Below are 15848 nucleotides of genomic sequence, written 5' to 3'. Positions count from 1 at the left end.
TTCCCGCGACCTGGGGGCCTGCCAGGACGATACTGGCGCCGTGGGGGCGGCGGTACAGCACGATCCTGGGCTCGCCGGCCGAGCGGAGGAGCAGGAGCTTCTCGCGAGGGCTTTAGAGGGGGCGGCGAGCGGGACCCCGTGCGCGCTGGTCGTCGAGGGCGAGGCCGGCGTCGGCAAGACGTGCTTGGTCCGCGATGCCTGCGGTCAGAGCCGGCGAGGGCCGCGGCACGGCGCTGACAGGCATCCTCACGACCTGCAGGTCCTCTGGGGCACCTGCGTGAACTTCGGGGCGTCCTCCGTCCCGTTCGCGCCAATCATCGGCGCGCTCCGGACCTCTGCCGAGGATGGCATCGCCCAACTGGCCCAGGCCCTCGGAGGCGCGCACCCGACGGAGCCGGGGCAGTTGCTTCCCCGGATTGACGACGCCTTCAACCGCCTCGCGCAGCGGGCGCCGACAGTCCTGGTGATCGACGACCTCCAGTGGGCCGACCGTACGTCGCTCGACGTGCTGGCCTACCTGATTGCCGGCTTCCGCAACCAGCGCCTGGCCCTGCTGATGACGTGCCGGGACGAGCACCGTGGCGAGGGCCACCCGCTCCACGGCTGGTTCGCGGACATGCGTCGGATGCCGTCGTTCGAGGAGATACATCTGGACCGGCTCACGGCCGCCGGCACCGAGGAGCAATTGGAGACGATCCTGGGCCGCACGGTGGACGACGGGTTCGCAGCCGAGGTGTACGGGCGCTCGGACGGCAACCCATATCTCACCGAGCTCCTCGTCCGCAGTCACGACGCCGCGCCGACCGCTCTCCGTGACGCCCTGCTCGCTACCTGGCACGGACTGTCGCCAGGAGCCCGGCAGGTCACGCGCGTCCTCGCCGTTGGCGGCCGGCCGATCGAACTCGACGTACTCGCGGCCGTCGCGAGCGACTGCGACATCGATCCCGGCCAGGTGCCTGCCTACCTCGTCGAGGCGGCGGACGAAGGTGTCGTACGGAACGACGGGGACGGCCGCGTGTGGTTCCGGCATCCGCTGCTCGCGGAGGTCCTGTACGACGCCCTGCCGCACGGTGACGCAGTCCGGATCCACGCGGCGTTCGTGGGAGTCCTCGAACCTCACGGCGACGACGCCGCCGCCGACCTCGCGGTCCACAACCATCGAGCGGGCAGGGCGGACGAGGCCTACCGCTGGTCCCTCGTCGCGGCAGACCGCGCAGCCGAACTCCACGCCTCCACAGTCGCGTCGCTACACCTGGAGCGAGCCTGCTCCCTCTGGGACCAGCTCTCACCAAACGTCCGCGGCTCCCGCCACAACCACATCGACCTGCTCCACCGAACCTGGGACATGTGTGAGGCGGCCGGTCGCTACACCGTCGGCATCGAGTACGCACGGCAGGCGATGGAGCTGGTCGACCGAGGCTCCGAACCGCTGCTGGCGAGCCACCTGCTGCTCGCCTCACACGACTACGCGCATCCACAGTCTGCAGGCAGGAAGGCGGTCAACGATCAGCTGCTCGAGGCGTTGCGATTGACCGATGGGTCTCCGGACTCTGCTGAGCGCGCCTTCGCCTTGGAGGCCCTGGCGTTCGCTGAGGGCTGGGACGCGTTGAGCGATGCCTCGGCCGGCCGGAGCGGGCTGAACCACGTCGAGGAAGCGATTCGCGTGGCGCGTCGATCCGGGAACGAGGTCGCGCTCGCCGCGGCGTTCGCGACCCGGGCTCTGCTCTACCTGAACACCGGTACGGGCGATCCGCTCCCTGCGGCAGAGGAAGCGGAGCGAGCCGGTCGCCGGTCCGGGGACCCGCTCCGGGTCGGGGTCGCGGTGACCTGGCGGGTGCGTGCCCTGGGGAACGAGGGCCGTTTCACCGAGGCGGCAGAGGTGGCCCTCCGGGCCGCGGACGAACTCCATGCGCTAGGGGCGTCATGGGAACACTTCGTCGGCCAGCAGGCAGCAGACTGGTTGTTCGTCGTCGGACGCTGGCGCGAGTGCCGCGAGGTGCTTAGACGCGGCCTGGCAGCCAGGTGTGACGGCATCATCGGCGCTGCGGTCAGACTCTGCTCGTCACAGCTCGCACTGCACAGCGGACGGCTGACGGAGGCCAGGCTCCACCTCGACCGCGCGCTGGAGATGGCCTCGGAGGACTACGCGGGGCTGCGATCCGAGTTCAGCTTCATGACGGCGGAGCTTCTGGCGGCCGAAGGCGAGGCCGAACGGGCGTTCGACTGGCTGGTCAGCCGTGAAGCAGAGATGGTGGGCGCCGATAACCAGCAAGAACCCCTGGGCATTGCTCATGCCGCCGCTGCGGCTGCCTGCGCAGCGCGGGACGCCGGGGATCTCGCCGGTGCGGATCGCGTCGTCGGCGTACTGGACGATCTCGTGGAGCGGCTGCCTCGGGCTCCGTTCAGCACGGCACACATCGACCCCCTCAGTAGGGCAAGGCACCAGGCAGTGTTCGAGGCGCAGGTCGCGCGGGCGCACGACGACGAGGGCCAGGCAGCGTTGTGGCGTCTGGCGGCGGACAGGTGTCAGGAAAGCGGCATGCCCTGGCATGAAGCGAGATCCCGCGTGCGTGCTGCGGAGGCGATGATCGTGGATGGGTCGCCCCGGTCCGCCGTGCGGGATGAGCTGCGGAGGGCGCACATGATTGCAGCCGATCTGGGTGCCGCTCCGCTGGTGAGTGAGCTTGAGGGTCTGGCTCGGGTGGCGCGGATCGATTTGCGGGAGCCGGTGGTCGAGGTTGCGGATGCGCCGGAGCGGTCGGATGCGCTCTCAGGGTTGACTAGTCGGGAGCGGGAGGTGCTGGCGCATCTGGTGGCTGGGCGGTCCAACCGGGAGATCGGCAAGGCGTTGTTCATCAGTGGGAAGACGGTGAGCGTGCACGTGTCCAGCATTTTGCGGAAGACGGGTACGGCGAGCCGGACCGAGGCGGCCGTGCTGGCTGAGCGGTTGGCCGGCCGGGAGAGAACCTAGGCCTCGGCGGCTGCTTTCAAGCTCGGATCGCGCCGACCCGGTTGTGGCCGACGAATCGGGCTCCCGCTGCGGGGCCCGGCGTACGGGTGGACCAGGTCACGCGGGTGCACTCCGGGCTCCACTCGCCCATCCGTGGCAGGTCGCTGACCAGGGCGTATACCGACTCGGCCGAGGCTGACATGGTGATCGACTCACTCAGGTCGGGCATCGGACCCCCTCGGTAGCCGGCTGACAAGTTGTGTGCTGAGCGTGACATCGGTCGTCGCCACCGGCATACTCGGGCGCGCGTGACGCTGATCACCGCAAGGGGGGATGCGGCGTCACAGGTCCAGTTGCGAGACCAAGCTCCACCATCGCGCCGTCCAAGCCCTGGAGGAACTCAGTGCCCCGCCGTACCCCGATCATCGTCGCCAGCGCGCTCGTCGCGTCGCTGGCCGGCCTCCCGCTCGCGGCGCGTGCCGCCGACGCGCTGGTGGCCGACGAGCCGCAGCGGACTCCGCTCGTCAAGGAGTCCACGACCGGTGCCTACATCGTTCAACTCGACGACGCCCCTGTGGCCGAGTACGGCGGCGGCATCGCCGGCCTGCCGTCCACCCGCGTCGCGCCCGGGGGGAAGCTGCTCAAAACCGCAGCGCCGGTGCTCGAGTACGTACAGCACCTCACCCGCGAGCGTCAGGAAGTCCTCGCCAAGGTCCCCGGTGTGGAGAAGCTGTACGACTACAGCTACACGTACGCCGGTTTCGCCGCCCAGATGTCGTACGACGAAGCCGTCAAGCTGGCCAAGCAGTCCGGCGTGAAGAGCGTCGAGCCGAGCGAGCTGCAGCGCCAGGACACCGTGGACACTCCGCGGTTCCTCGGCCTGTCCGGCAAGGGCGGCGCCTGGCAGCAGGCGGGTGGTGTCGACAAGGCCGGTGACGGCGTCATCATCGGCGTCATCGACACCGGCTTCGTCCCGGAGCGGGCCAGCTTCGCGCCGATCAAGACCACCAAGCAATCCGACGCGATCGTCGCGGCGAAGTGGAAGGGCACCTGCCAGGCCGGCGAGGAGGCGCCCGTCACCTGCAACAACAAGGTCATCGGCGCCCGGTACTTCGACAAGGGCATCGGCACCCGCCCGATCCCGGAGGAGTTCAAGTCGCCGCGTGACTACGGCGGCCACGGCACCCACACCGCCAGCACGGCGGGCGGCAACTTCGGTGTCGACATGAGCGTCATGGGCCGCTACTACGGCAAGGGCTCCGGCATCGCGCCGCACGCCCGGCTGGCGATCTACAAGGTGCTGTGGGCCGTCGACCAGACCGGTGGCGGCAGTGGCACCGACGCGGACATCGTGGCCGGAATCGACGCCGCGGTCGCCGACGGCGTGGACGTGATCAACTACTCGATCTCCGGCAGCGGGTCGACGTACGTGAACTCCGTCGGCCTCGCCTTCCTGCGGGCTGCCCGGGCGGGCGTGTTCGTCGCCACCAGCGCCGGGAACACCGGCCCCGGTGTGAGCACGGTCGGCAAGACCTACCCGTGGGTGACGACGGTTGCCAACGGCACCCACGACCGCGACGTCCAGACCACGGTGACGCTGGGCGACGGCAAGTCCTACACCGGCGCCGGCATCGGCTCCGGGGTGCCGTCGAGCCCGGTCGTGCTCGCCAAGGATGCCGGTCTCGCCGGTGCGAACCCGGCGAACCTGCTGCTCTGCATGCCGGGCACGCTGGACCCGGCCAAGGTCCAGGGCAAGATCGTCGTGTGTGACCGCGGCGGCAACGCTCGCGTCGACAAGAGCCTGCAGGTCAAGAACGCCGGCGGCATCGGCATGATCCTGCTCAACATCACCCCGGGCACGCTCGACTCCGACCTGCACTCGGTGCCGACCGTCCACCTCGACGACAAGGCGGCGCCCGAGGTCAAGGCGTACGTCGGCGGCACCGCGAACCCGACCGCCACGATCAGCGCCGGTACGCCGGTACGCGTCACGGCGCCGAAGGTCGCCAGCTCGTCCAGCCGCGGCCCGTCCCTGGCCGGCAACGGCGACCTGCTGAAGCCCGACGTGATGGCACCGGGCACGAACGTCCTGGCCGCGACCTCCGCTTTCAGCGCGGCGGGTGGCGAGTACGCGTTCATGAGCGGCACCTCGATGTCGTCGCCGCACATTGCCGGCGCGGCGGCTGTGCTCAAGGGCAAGTACCCGCACTGGTCTCCGATGGCGATCAAGTCCGCGCTGCTCACCACGACCACCGACAAGGACACCAGCGGCCAGCCGATCCAGAACGACTCCGGCTCGCCCGCCACCCCGTTCGGGTACGGCGCCGGTCTGGTCCAGCCGAAGACTGCGATGGACCCCGGTCTGGTCTACGACTCGACGTACGAGGACTGGACCAGGTTCGTCTGCGGCTCCGGTCAGGTGCCGGCCACCCACGAGCTGTGCGCGAACGGCAAGATCGACCCGAGCGACCTGAACTACCCGACCATCGCGATCGGCGACCTGGCCGGCAAGCAGACCGTCACCCGGACCGTCCGCAACGTCGGCAAGCTGCCGGAGGTCTACTTCCCGAAGGTCGAGGGCCTGAAGGGCTTCAAGGTGACGGTGTCGCCGCGGATCCTGGTCACACTGCCCGGCCAGACGGCGACGTACAAGGTCACCATCGAGAACGCGGGTGCACCGCTGGAGCAGTACTCGTTCGGCAAGCTCACCTGGAAGTCGAACGAGCACTCGGTGTCCAGCACGGTCGCGATCAAGCCGCTGACCGTCAAGGCGCCGGTGCAGGTCATCGGGACCGGGGCCGCGGGGTCCGTCCAGGTGCCGATCACCGCCGGGTACACGGGCACGCTCAACACCAGCGCAGTCGGTCTGACGGCGGCGACTGTTGCGGAGACGACGATCAAGAGCCCGGGCGGTACGTCGTTTCCGACCACCAACCCGGCGGTCAACGACCACGTCGCCAAGATCACCGTGAACCTGCCGGTCGGCGCGAAGCACGCCCGGTTCTCGACCTTCGACGCGGACTACCCGGCGGGCACCGACGTCGACCTGTACGTCTACAAGACCGGCACGACGACGCTGCTCGGCAACAGCGGTGGTGGGTCGTCCGAGGAGGAGGTCAACCTCGCGGCGCCGGCAGGCGGGTCGTACGACGTGTACGTCGACCTGTTCGCGGGCGGCAGTAACCAGCTGGTGAAGCTCAACCACTGGTCACTGCAGAACGTCGAGGGCAACCTCACGGTCACACCGGCCGCCCAACAGGTCCAGGCGGGGGCGCAGACGAGTGTCACCGCGTCCTGGACCGGCCTGACCGCCGGCACCCGGTACTTGGGCCGCCTGCAGTACACCGACGGCGCGGACGGCTCCGGCTCGACGCTCGTCCGGGTAGACAGCTAGCAAGACACGCAGCGAGGGCGGTCCCCAGGCCTGGGGACCGCCCTCGCTGCATGCTCACCCCAGTCGCTCCCGCACCCAGTCGAGGTGAGCGATCGCGTGCCGGCGCTGCCACCGACGGATTGTCGGTAGGCCGGGCGGGGCAGGCTGGGCAGCGCCCCACCAGAAACCGCCCGCGAGGGCGGCCAGGAAGCCGGTGATCGCCTCGTCGTCAGGGAGCTCCGGCAGCGCTACTGACTCCCGTATCTCCGCGTGCAGGATGACGGTGTCCGCCCACCGCGGTGCGCGGGCCGCGTGCGCCCAGTCGATGAACACCACCCGGTCGTCCGTCAGGATGACGTTGTCCGCCCGCAGGTCCCAGTGCGCGAGCGCCTTCCCTTCCCCCAGCGCCCGCAGACCGGTCCGAGCCAGCTCTGCCAGCTCCTCCTCGCGCCCAGCAACCCACTCCGGTACGGCGAGACCGTCAGCGATCACGTTGTCCCACCGGCTGAGGAACTCGACGCTGCGTACGGCGGCCACCGGAGCACCCCGCCACGGTGACGGGTCCAGGGCGTCAGTGAGCTCCTCCAACGCCCCTAGCACCCGGTCGGCGTCGGCCTGCTCCCATGGGTGGGCAGGGAGCCGGCCGTGGATGTCTTCGAGCAGGATCCCGACCCAGTCGCCGTCGTCGTACACGTCGTACAGCTCGGGCGTGGTCGGCAGCGGGCCGACGCCCTGGATGGCGGCGATCTCCTTGCGGAACAACTCGGGCGTCTTTGGGTTGAGCTCCGGACCGACCGCCTTGACGAAGGCGCGGCGGCCGGAGGCGGTCACCAGGCGGGCGGCGACGCCGGGGGAGAAGCCGCCCTGCTGGGTCATGGCGGAGACCACCACCGACCCCAACGCCCGTTCCACCCAGGCCCGCACGGCGGCGGGCACCTCCCCGAAGGGCAACCGGACCCCAGCAGCGTGCGCCATGCGTCCCAACGGTAGGTCCCCCAGGCGCGAGCCGCCTGGGATTTTCAGTTCGGTTGGGTCGCCATGGGATGATTGACCGGTTGACCAGGCAGTACCCGAGACGAACTGGATCCCCTCCGTGCCCGTTGGCCCCACGAATGTGCCGCAGCCGGGTCGTACCGACCCGTCGCTGATCCGGAACTTCTGCATCATCGCCCACATCGACCACGGCAAGTCGACGTTGGCCGACCGGATGCTGCAGATCACCGGGGTGGTCGACGACCGCTCGATGCGGGCGCAGTACCTGGACCGGATGGACATCGAGCGGGAACGCGGCATCACGATCAAGTCGCAGGCGGTCCGGCTGCCGTTCACGCCCGGTCCGGACACCCCGGGCGGCCTGCTGGCGCCGGACGGGACGACGTACATCCTGAACATGATCGACACCCCCGGCCACGTCGACTTCACCTACGAGGTGTCGCGGTCGCTGGAGGCGTGTGAGGGTGCGGTGCTGCTGGTCGACGCGGCGCAGGGCATCGAGGCGCAGACGCTGGCCAACCTCTACCTCGCGCTGAACGCCGACCTGCACATCATCCCGGTGCTGAACAAGATCGACCTGCCCAGCGCCCAGCCGGAGAAGTACGCCGCCGAGCTCGCCCACATCATCGGCTGCGACCCGTCCGACGTGCTCAAGGTGTCGGCCAAGACCGGCGCCGGCGTGGAGGACCTGCTGAGCGAGATCGTCGCCCAGGTCGAGCCGCCGGAGGGCGTCAAGGACGCGCCGCCGCGGGCGCTGATCTTCGACTCGGTCTACGACACCTACCGCGGCGTGGTCACCTACGTCCGGGTGGTCGACGGCGAGCTGAACCACCGGGACCGGATCAAGATGATGTCGACCGGCGCGGTGCACGAGATGCTCGAGGTCGGCGTGATCTCGCCCGAGCCGGTGAAGACGCAGAGCATCGGCGTCGGCGAGGTCGGCTACCTGATCACCGGCGTGAAGGACGTCCGCCAGTCCCGGGTCGGTGACACCGTCACCTCGAACCAGCACGGCGCGACCGAGGCGCTCGGCGGCTACAAGCACCCGAAGCCGATGGTGTACGCCGGTCTCTACCCGATCGACGGCGACGACTACCCGACGCTGCGTGACGCCCTGGACAAGCTGCAGCTGAACGACGCCGCCCTGCAGTACGAGCCGGAGACCTCGGGCGCGCTCGGGTTCGGCTTCCGCTGCGGGTTCCTCGGTCTGCTGCACATGGAGATCGTCCGGGAGCGACTCGAGCGCGAGTTCAACCTGGACCTGATCTCGACCGCGCCGAACGTGGTGTACCGGGTGGTGATGGAGGACCTGACCGAGCACGTCGTCACCAACCCGAGCGAGTTCCCCGAGGGCAAGGTCGACGAGGTCTTCGAGCCGGTGGTGAAGGCGACCGTGCTCAGCCCGAGCGACTACATCGGCGCGATCATGGAGCTCTGCCAGACCAAGCGCGGCCAGCTGCAGGGCATGGACTACCTGTCCGAGGACCGGGTCGAGCTGCGCTACACGCTGCCGCTGGCCGAGATCGTGTTCGACTTCTTCGACCAGCTGAAGTCGAAGACCAAGGGGTACGCATCGCTCGACTACGAGCCGACCGGTGAGCAGTCCGCCCAGCTGGTCAAGGTGGACATCCTGCTGCACGGCGAGACGGTGGACGCGTTCTCCGCGATCGTGCACCGCGACAGCGCCTACGGGTACGGCGTCGCGCTGGCCGGCAAGCTGAAGGAGCTGATCCCGAGGCAGCAGTTCGAGGTGCCGATCCAGGCCGCGATCGGGTCCCGGGTGATCGCCCGGGAGACGATCCGGGCGATCCGCAAGGACGTGCTGGCCAAGTGCTACGGAGGTGACATCACCCGGAAGCGCAAGCTGCTGGAGAAGCAGAAGGAAGGCAAGAAGCGGATGAAGATGGTCGGCCGGGTCGAGGTCCCGCAGGAGGCCTTCATCGCTGCGCTGCGGACCTCGGATACTCCGGAGAAGGCCAAGAAGTAGTGGAGATCCCCGCGGATTTCCTGGTGGTGGCGTCGCGGGGGCAGGACTGGGCGGACTGGCTGGACCGGTTGCCGCGACTGAACCGGGAACTGCTCGGCGAGTGGAGCCTCCGGGTCGACGGTACGACGTCGTACGGCAACTGTGCTCTCGTCGTGCCGGTGCTGACCGCCGACAACCAGCCGGCAGTGCTGAAGGTGCAGTTCCCGCACTGGGAGGCGGAGACCGAGCACCTCGCGTTGCGCGACTGGGGTGGGAACGGTGCGGTGCAGCTGCTGCGTGCGGACCCGCGCCGATTCGCCTTGCTGCTGGAGCGGTTGGAGTCGCGGGACCTGACCACCGTCGACGCAATCGAGGCGTGCGAGCTCGTTGGAACCACCTACAAGCGGCTGCACATTCCCGCCGGTCCGCAGTACCGGACGTTGTCCGGCGAGCTGAAGCGATGGGTCGAGCGCTTCCGGCAGCTGCCCGCGTCGGCTCCGGTCCCGCACCGGTACGTCGAGCAGGCCATCTCGCTCGCCGAGGACTTCAGCACCGACCCTGACTGTGACGGCAAGCTGATCCACACCGACCTGCACTACTTCAACGTGCTCGCCGGCGCTCGCGAACCCTGGCTGGTGATCGACCCCAAGCCGCTGTCCGGCGACCCGCACTACGAGGTCGCGCCGCTGATCTGGAACCGCTGGGACGAGATCGTCGGCGACCTTCGGTTCGCGGTCCGGCAGCGCTTCTACGCCGCGATCGACGCCGCCGGGCTCGACGAGGACCGGGCCCGCGACTGGGTGATCGTCCGGCAGATGCTCAACGTGCTGTGGACGCTGGAAGACGCCGGCGCCGACGAATCGCTGCCGCGGGACTGGCTCACCCGCAACATCGCGATCGTGAAGGCCATCCAGGACTGAAACCCAGTAGAGCCGCGGGCCTGCGCGACGGATGATGGTCGGTATGCGGCTGCTGACGGTCAACGTGGTGGAGAAGCTGATCCCGGGTCCGAAGGAGTCGGGTCTCACGGCTATCGACAAGCGACCGCAGGCCGGGCGAGTCCAGGTGTCCGAGCTCGGTCTGGCCGGCGACTCGGTCTGCGACACCAAGCACCACGGCGGTCCGGACCAGGCGCTGTACGCGTACGCCGAGGAGGACGCGGCCTGGTGGGCGGCCGAGTTGGGGCGAGAGATCCCGACCGGGTTGTTCGGCGAGAATCTCCGCACCGAAGGCCTCGACATCACTGGTGCGCTGCTGGGTGAGGTGTGGCGGATCGGGCCGGAGGTCGAAGTGATGGTGCGGGCGCCGCGGATCCCGTGCATCACGTTCCAGCACCGGATGCAGGAACCGCAGTGGGTGAAGCGGTTCCACCGAGCGCGCCGTCCAGGCGCCTACCTGAAGGTGCTACGCACCGGGACGGTCGGCGCGGGCGATCCGGTCCAGATCGTGAGCCGGCCGGCGCACGAGGTCACCATCGGGCACATGTTCGGCGCCCAGGATCCCGCGAAGATGCAGCGAATGCTGGACTCTGGCGTCGACCTGATGGACGAGCTCCGCGAGATCGCCCAGCGCGTCGTGGCGCGGGTCTGAGCGGCTTGCCACCAGCACCTGGACCGCTTCGGCCGCTGGTGCTTGGTAGCCAAGTTACGGTGCGCGGTGCATAATCGGGGACTCATTGCTTGGGGGGCATTGAGCAAGGGGGAACCACATGCGTCGCGCTGTCGTGACCGGGGGAGCTGGGTTCATCGGTAGTCATCTGTGCGAACGACTACTTGCCGAAGACTATGAAGTGCTCTGCCTGGACAACTTTCTGACCGGTCGCCCGGACAACGTCGCCCACCTGATCGACCATCCCGGATTCCGGCTCGTCCGCTGTGACGTCACCGACTACGTGCACGTGGCCGGGCGCGTCGACGCCGTACTGCACTTCGCGTCGCCGGCCTCGCCGATCGACTATCTCCGGATGCCGATCCAGACCCTCGAGGTCGGCTCGGCCGGCACCCACCACGCGCTCGGGCTGGCGCGCGAGAAGGGCGCCCGGTTCGTGCTGGCCTCGACGTCCGAGGTGTACGGCGACCCGCTCGTGCACCCGCAGCAGGAGAACTACTGGGGCAACGTCAACCCGATCGGACCTCGAGCCGTGTACGACGAGGCGAAACGGTTCGCCGAGGCGATCACGACGGCATACCGGACCGCGCACGGTGTGGACACCGCGATCGTGCGGATCTTCAACACCTACGGGCCGCGGCTGCGGGCGAACGACGGGCGGGCGGTGCCGACGTTCATCCGGCAGGCGCTCGAGCAGGTGCCGATCGTGGTCGCGGGCGACGGCAGCCAGACGCGGTCGATCTGCTACGTGGACGACACCGTCGAGGGCATCATCCGGATGGTGCACGCGGACCATCCAGGGCCGATGAACCTGGGCAACCCGCACGAGTTGTCGGCGCTCGAGCTCGCCCGGTGGATCAAGGAGTTGGTCGGCTCACCGTCGGAGATCGCGTTCGGGCCATTGCCGAAGGACGATCCGCGCGTGCGCCAACCGGACATCGGCCGGGCCCGGGACGTGCTGGCCTGGGAGCCCAAGATCCACGCTGAGGAAGGACTTCAGCGCACCATCGACTGGTTTCGGACTCAGGTCGGCTCGCGGTAGCCGAGGGCGGCGGAGATCTTGCGCGCGGCCTCGATCGCCGCGGGAGCCATCAGCGCGACCTGGGCGATCGACTGCTCCAGGGACAGCGTGGAGATGCTGACCGCGGCGATCGCGGCGCCGGTGTGGTCGTGGATGACGGCGGCGACGCACCGGATGCCCGGCTCGTTCTCCTCGTCGTCCAGCGCGTAGCCGCGCGCCCGCACCTGGGCGAGGTCCGCCTTCAGCGCGGCCGCGGTCGTGTGGGTCAGCGGAGTGCGGGCCGGCAGACCGGTCCGGGTGATGTGCGCGTCGAGCGCGTCGTCGTCCTTTTCCGCGAGCAGTGCCTTGCCGATGCCGGTGCAGTGCAGCCAGAACGCCTTGCCCACGCGGGACGGCATCCGGTACGGCTTCGGTCCGTCGAGCCGGGCGACGTAGATCGCCTCGTCGCCGTTGAGTAGGCCGACATGCACAGTGCACCGGGTCTGCGCGACCAGGTCGGCCAGTACTGGTTGGGCGACCGTGGCGAGGTCGACGTTGGTGAGGGCATGACCGGCCAGCCGCAGTGCCTTCGGGCCCGGGTGGTACGACCCGTCCTCGGCCTGGGCGACGAACTCGTGCTCGACCAGCGATGCCATGATCCGGTGCACGGTCGACTTGGCCAGGCCGGTCGCGTTGACCACGTCGGTGAACCGCGAGTGCTCCAGGACGGCGTCCAGCACCATCAGCGTCTTGTCGATGGCCGAGGGCGAGCTCATGTCGGTCATCCTGCCACTCCTATCTGGCCAGCCAGCCACCGTCGACCGCGAGCACGTGGCCGTTCACGTACCCGGCCGCCGCCGAGGCCAGGAAGACCGCGGCGCCGACCACGTCCTCCGGCCGGCCCCAGCGGCCGGCCGGGATGCGTTCCCGGATGGCCGCTTCGCGATCGGGGTCCGCGCGCAGGTCGGTGGTGTTGTCGGTGCTGATGTATCCGGGCGCGATCGCGTTCACCCGGACTCCGGCCGGACCCCACTCGTTGGCCAGCGCCTTGGTCAGTCCCGCGACCGCGTGCTTGCTCGCAGTGTAGGCGGGAACGGTGATCCCGCCCTGGAAGCTGAGCAGCGAGGCGATCGTGACAACGGTTCCGGAACCACGCTCGGCCATCGCGGCGCCGATCGGCCGGGTCACCGCCCAGGTGGAGTTGAGGTTCACGTCGATCACGTGCCGCCAGTCCGCTGTCGCCGTACTGGCCGCCGGTGCCCGCCGGATCGTGCCGGCGTTGTTGACCAGGATGTCGATCCGCCGGGTCCGGGCCAGCTTGGTCGCGGCTGCCTCGACCGCGGCGGGGTCGGCGAAGTCTGCGGTGACCACGGTCGCCTCCCCGCCGCCGTTCGCCTTGATCGCTTCCAGCGTGTCCTCTAGGGCGGCGTCCCGCGCCATCAGGACCAGCTCGGCGCCGGCGGCGGCGTACCCGGCGGCGATGGCCGCGCCGATACCCCGCCGGGCTCCCGTGACGAGCGCCGTACGGCCGCGGAGGCTGAACGGATCAGCCGTCACCGCAGGTCCCGTACGTCGACGCCGTCCATGTCCCCGAAGGCCTGGTTCTCGCCGGCCATCGCCCAGACGAAGCTGTACGACGACGTGCCGGCGCCACTGTGGATCGACCAGCTCGGGGAGATGACGGCCTGGCGGTCGGCGACCAGCAGGTGCCTGGTCTCGTCGGGTTCGCCGAGCAGGTGGACGATCCGCTCGGTCTCGGGCAGGCCGAAGTACAGGTAGCACTCGGTACGGCGGTCGTGCGTGTGCGCAGGCATGGTGTTCCAGGTGCTGCCCGCGTGCAGCGTGGTCACGCCGAGGACGATCTGGCAGCTGCGTACGCCGTCCGCGTGGATGTACTGATCGATCGTGCGGCGGTTGGCGGTCTGCTGGTCGCCGAGCTCGAGCCGGTTGCCCTCGCCCGGGTTGACGAGTGCGGTGGGGAAGGCGGTGTGGGCCGCTGCGGAGAAGACGTAGAACGCTGCGTCCGGGCCGTCGAAGACCACTTCGCGGACGCCGCGGCCGACGTACAGACAGGCTCCGGTGCTCAGCTCGTACTTGGTGCCGTCGGCGGTGACGGTGCCTGGTCCGCCGACGTTGACGATGCCGGCCTCACGGCGTTCGAGGAAGTAGTCGCTGCGCAGCTCCGGCCAGGTGGGGAGGCTGAGCGGCCCACTCGTGGGGCGTGCGCCGGCGAGCACGATCCGGTCGTGGTGGGTGAGCACCGCGGTCACCGCGCCGGGGACGAAGAGGTCGTCGACCAGGTAGTGCCGGCGCAGCGCGGCCGTGTCGAACCCGGGGACCTGGTCGGGATGGGTGGCGTGCCTGATCTGCAGAGGGGCGTTCACAGAACTAGGTTCTACTCCACGGAACATCGTGTCAAACCTCTGGGGTGGAACATCGGCCGGAGTTGTTCCGGGTTCCGCCACTTGACACTGAGTTCTGGTGAATGGAACCTTCCACTCAACGCCCATCGCCCCTGGGAGGTTTCACGATGACCGCACCACATGTCCGGCTACAGCGCCGTCATGTTCGTCGCCTTCGCCGCGGTCGCCTACACCTACGGCATCACCGTCTACGTCTGGTGGGCGGTGTCGATCGGTGTCGGTGTCGGCATCGGCGCGTTCGTGTTCGCCGCCCGCTGGAACCGGCTGCGCGCCAAACATGGCGTCGTCTCACCACTGGAGTACCTGGCCCGCCGCTACAACCTGCCGACACAGCAGGCGCTGGCGTACTCCGGGGCTGCCCTGAAAGTCGTCGACATCGCGTCGAAGTGGGTCGCGATCGCCGTACTGCTGAACGGATTCACCGGCGTGCCGATCCGGTGGGGGATCCTGATCACCGGCGTGGTCACGATGGCCTACGCGACGCTCGGTGGCCTGTGGGCCGACGTACTGACCGACTTCGGGCAGTTCGTGATCCAGTCCGCGGCCGGGATCGCCATGTTCGTAGGGGTGCTCGCGCAACTGGACGGCGTACGTCGAGTTCGCCCAGCTGCTGCTTCCGACCGGACTGATCGGGCTGGTGCTGGCCGGGTTCTTCTCGCACACGATGGCGATGGTGGCCTTGGACGCGAACGTGATCTCGTCCGTCATCACCCGTGACCTGGCGCCGGTGCTGGTGCCTCGGATCCGCCGGCTGAGTGGTGCCGCCGTACTGAAGTTCGCCCGGATCACCACCTTCACCTTAGTGACGATCAGCATGCTGATCGCGATCCTGACCAACGGGCAGGGCGTCGTACTGAAGATCGTCGTGGACCTGGTGGCCGCGACGATGGGCCCGATCTCGATCCCGCTGGTGCTCGGCCTGCTGCCGTGGTTCAAGCGCAGCGGGGCGCGGGCCGCGATCGCGTCCTGGGCGATCGGCCTGGTGGTCTGGGCGATCGTCAAGTGGGGGATCGAGTCCACCGACACCACCCTGGTCGTGGCGTTGCCACTGGCAACTTCCCTGGTGGTGTACGTCGGCCTCGGCCTGCTGCGGCCGGAACGCCGCCCGGACGTCGACGACCTGGTCGACTCGCTGAACACCGACCCGGAGGAGACCGACGAGGTCGCCGCGAGACGGGCCGCGCTGGCCGGCTGATTCCTGGAACACTGTCCCGTGACACAGAACTAACGACTTGGAGAGATCCGAATGCCGAACATCACCGTCGAGCTCCTGTCCGGCCGCACCCTCGACCAGCGCCGCGAGTTCGTCGCCGCAGTCACCGAGTCCGCCATCTCCATCCTGAACGCCAAGCGCGAGTCCGTCCGCATCGTCTTCACCGAAATAGAAACCACCGACGTAGCCAACGGCGGAGTCCTGGTCGCCGACGCCTGACCACCTCCCGCGGCCGGGGAAGCCCCTCGCCAGCGACTTTGTGCACCCAGCGAGTGTTTCCCCCGCGGGAGGGCGCTCGCTGGGTGCACAAAGTGCGGATTGC

The 15848-nt window shown here is 69.0% G+C and carries 14 protein-coding genes; 9 read left to right on the top strand and 5 right to left on the bottom strand.

The window, feature by feature from the left end; all coding sequences use genetic code 11:
• The first annotated feature begins 40 nt into the window (after positions 1–40).
• Entirely contained in the window at positions 41–2971 is a 2931-nt protein-coding gene (locus tag ACIBL3_RS16900; RefSeq protein WP_396354308.1) for an AAA family ATPase, read from the top strand.
• A 16-nt stretch (positions 2972–2987) separates the two neighbouring features.
• Here the strand turns inward: ACIBL3_RS16900 and ACIBL3_RS16895 are convergent, their stop codons facing one another.
• A complete protein-coding gene (locus ACIBL3_RS16895; protein ID WP_396354307.1) occupies positions 2988–3179 on the bottom strand; it encodes an SRPBCC family protein in 192 nt (63 codons plus the stop codon).
• A 174-nt stretch (positions 3180–3353) separates the two neighbouring features.
• Here ACIBL3_RS16895 and ACIBL3_RS16890 point away from each other — a divergent pair, with 174 nt between their 5' ends.
• Positions 3354–6344, top strand: coding sequence for a S8 family serine peptidase (locus tag ACIBL3_RS16890; RefSeq protein ID WP_396354306.1), 2991 nt, complete (start codon positions 3354–3356; stop codon positions 6342–6344).
• A gap of 54 nt (positions 6345–6398) precedes the next feature.
• On the opposite strand, the gene ACIBL3_RS16885 is transcribed toward ACIBL3_RS16890, so the two are convergent.
• Positions 6399–7298, bottom strand: a complete 900-nt coding sequence (locus ACIBL3_RS16885; RefSeq protein WP_396354305.1) for a hypothetical protein — start codon at positions 7296–7298, stop codon at positions 6399–6401.
• A 118-nt stretch (positions 7299–7416) separates the two neighbouring features.
• Between ACIBL3_RS16885 and lepA the strand changes: the two genes are divergently transcribed.
• The 4 genes from lepA to ACIBL3_RS16865 all read left to right on the top strand — a co-directional run bounded on the left by lepA (position 7417) and on the right by ACIBL3_RS16865 (position 11932).
• Positions 7417–9303, top strand: a complete 1887-nt coding sequence (gene lepA / locus ACIBL3_RS16880) for a translation elongation factor 4 (protein WP_396354304.1) — start codon at positions 7417–7419, stop codon at positions 9301–9303.
• On the top strand, positions 9303–10202 hold the full coding sequence (locus ACIBL3_RS16875; protein ID WP_396354303.1) for an aminoglycoside phosphotransferase family protein: 900 nt from the start codon (positions 9303–9305) through the stop codon (positions 10200–10202). Before lepA ends, ACIBL3_RS16875 begins: the two co-directional genes overlap by 1 nt.
• A gap of 43 nt (positions 10203–10245) precedes the next feature.
• Positions 10246–10872, top strand: a complete 627-nt coding sequence (locus tag ACIBL3_RS16870; RefSeq protein ID WP_396354302.1) for an MOSC domain-containing protein — start codon at positions 10246–10248, stop codon at positions 10870–10872.
• A 118-nt stretch (positions 10873–10990) separates the two neighbouring features.
• The gene (locus ACIBL3_RS16865; RefSeq protein WP_396354301.1) at positions 10991–11932 is read left to right on the top strand and encodes a UDP-glucuronic acid decarboxylase family protein; all 942 of its coding nucleotides are present in this window, start codon (positions 10991–10993) and stop codon (positions 11930–11932) included.
• On the opposite strand, the gene ACIBL3_RS16860 is transcribed toward ACIBL3_RS16865, so the two are convergent.
• From ACIBL3_RS16860 to kduI, 3 genes are read right to left on the bottom strand one after another with little or no spacing between them, the layout of a single operon-like run.
• Positions 11914–12666: an IclR family transcriptional regulator gene (locus ACIBL3_RS16860; protein ID WP_396354300.1), complete on the bottom strand. Its 753-nt coding sequence runs from the start codon at positions 12664–12666 to the stop codon at positions 11914–11916. The two genes, ACIBL3_RS16865 and ACIBL3_RS16860, sit on opposite strands and share 19 nt — an antisense overlap.
• A 19-nt stretch (positions 12667–12685) precedes the next feature.
• Positions 12686–13447 (bottom strand): SDR family oxidoreductase, encoded by a 762-nt coding sequence (locus ACIBL3_RS16855; RefSeq protein WP_396354299.1) that lies wholly within the window; start codon positions 13445–13447, stop codon positions 12686–12688.
• Positions 13444–14274: a 5-dehydro-4-deoxy-D-glucuronate isomerase gene (gene kduI / locus ACIBL3_RS16850; RefSeq protein WP_396354298.1), complete on the bottom strand. Its 831-nt coding sequence runs from the start codon at positions 14272–14274 to the stop codon at positions 13444–13446. Before kduI ends, ACIBL3_RS16855 begins: the two co-directional genes overlap by 4 nt.
• Before the next feature lie 159 nt (positions 14275–14433).
• On the opposite strand from kduI, the gene ACIBL3_RS16845 reads away from it, so the two are divergent.
• Genes ACIBL3_RS16845 through ACIBL3_RS16835 form a run of 3 tightly spaced genes read left to right on the top strand, consistent with a single transcriptional unit; the run spans position 14434 to position 15745 of the window.
• A complete protein-coding gene (locus tag ACIBL3_RS16845; protein ID WP_396354297.1) occupies positions 14434–15030 on the top strand; it encodes a hypothetical protein in 597 nt (198 codons plus the stop codon).
• Positions 14951–15508: a hypothetical protein gene (locus ACIBL3_RS16840; protein ID WP_396354296.1), complete on the top strand. Its 558-nt coding sequence runs from the start codon at positions 14951–14953 to the stop codon at positions 15506–15508. The genes ACIBL3_RS16845 and ACIBL3_RS16840 overlap by 80 nt, the downstream gene beginning before the upstream one ends.
• A 51-nt stretch (positions 15509–15559) precedes the next feature.
• The gene (locus tag ACIBL3_RS16835; RefSeq protein WP_360470570.1) at positions 15560–15745 is read left to right on the top strand and encodes a tautomerase family protein; all 186 of its coding nucleotides are present in this window, start codon (positions 15560–15562) and stop codon (positions 15743–15745) included.
• Positions 15746–15848: the final 103 nt, after the last annotated feature.

It is taken from the genome of Kribbella sp. NPDC050124 (genome assembly GCF_044460355.1).
Lineage (GTDB): Bacteria > Actinomycetota > Actinomycetes > Propionibacteriales > Kribbellaceae > Kribbella.
This window is presented reverse-complemented; position numbering and strand designations above follow the sequence as displayed.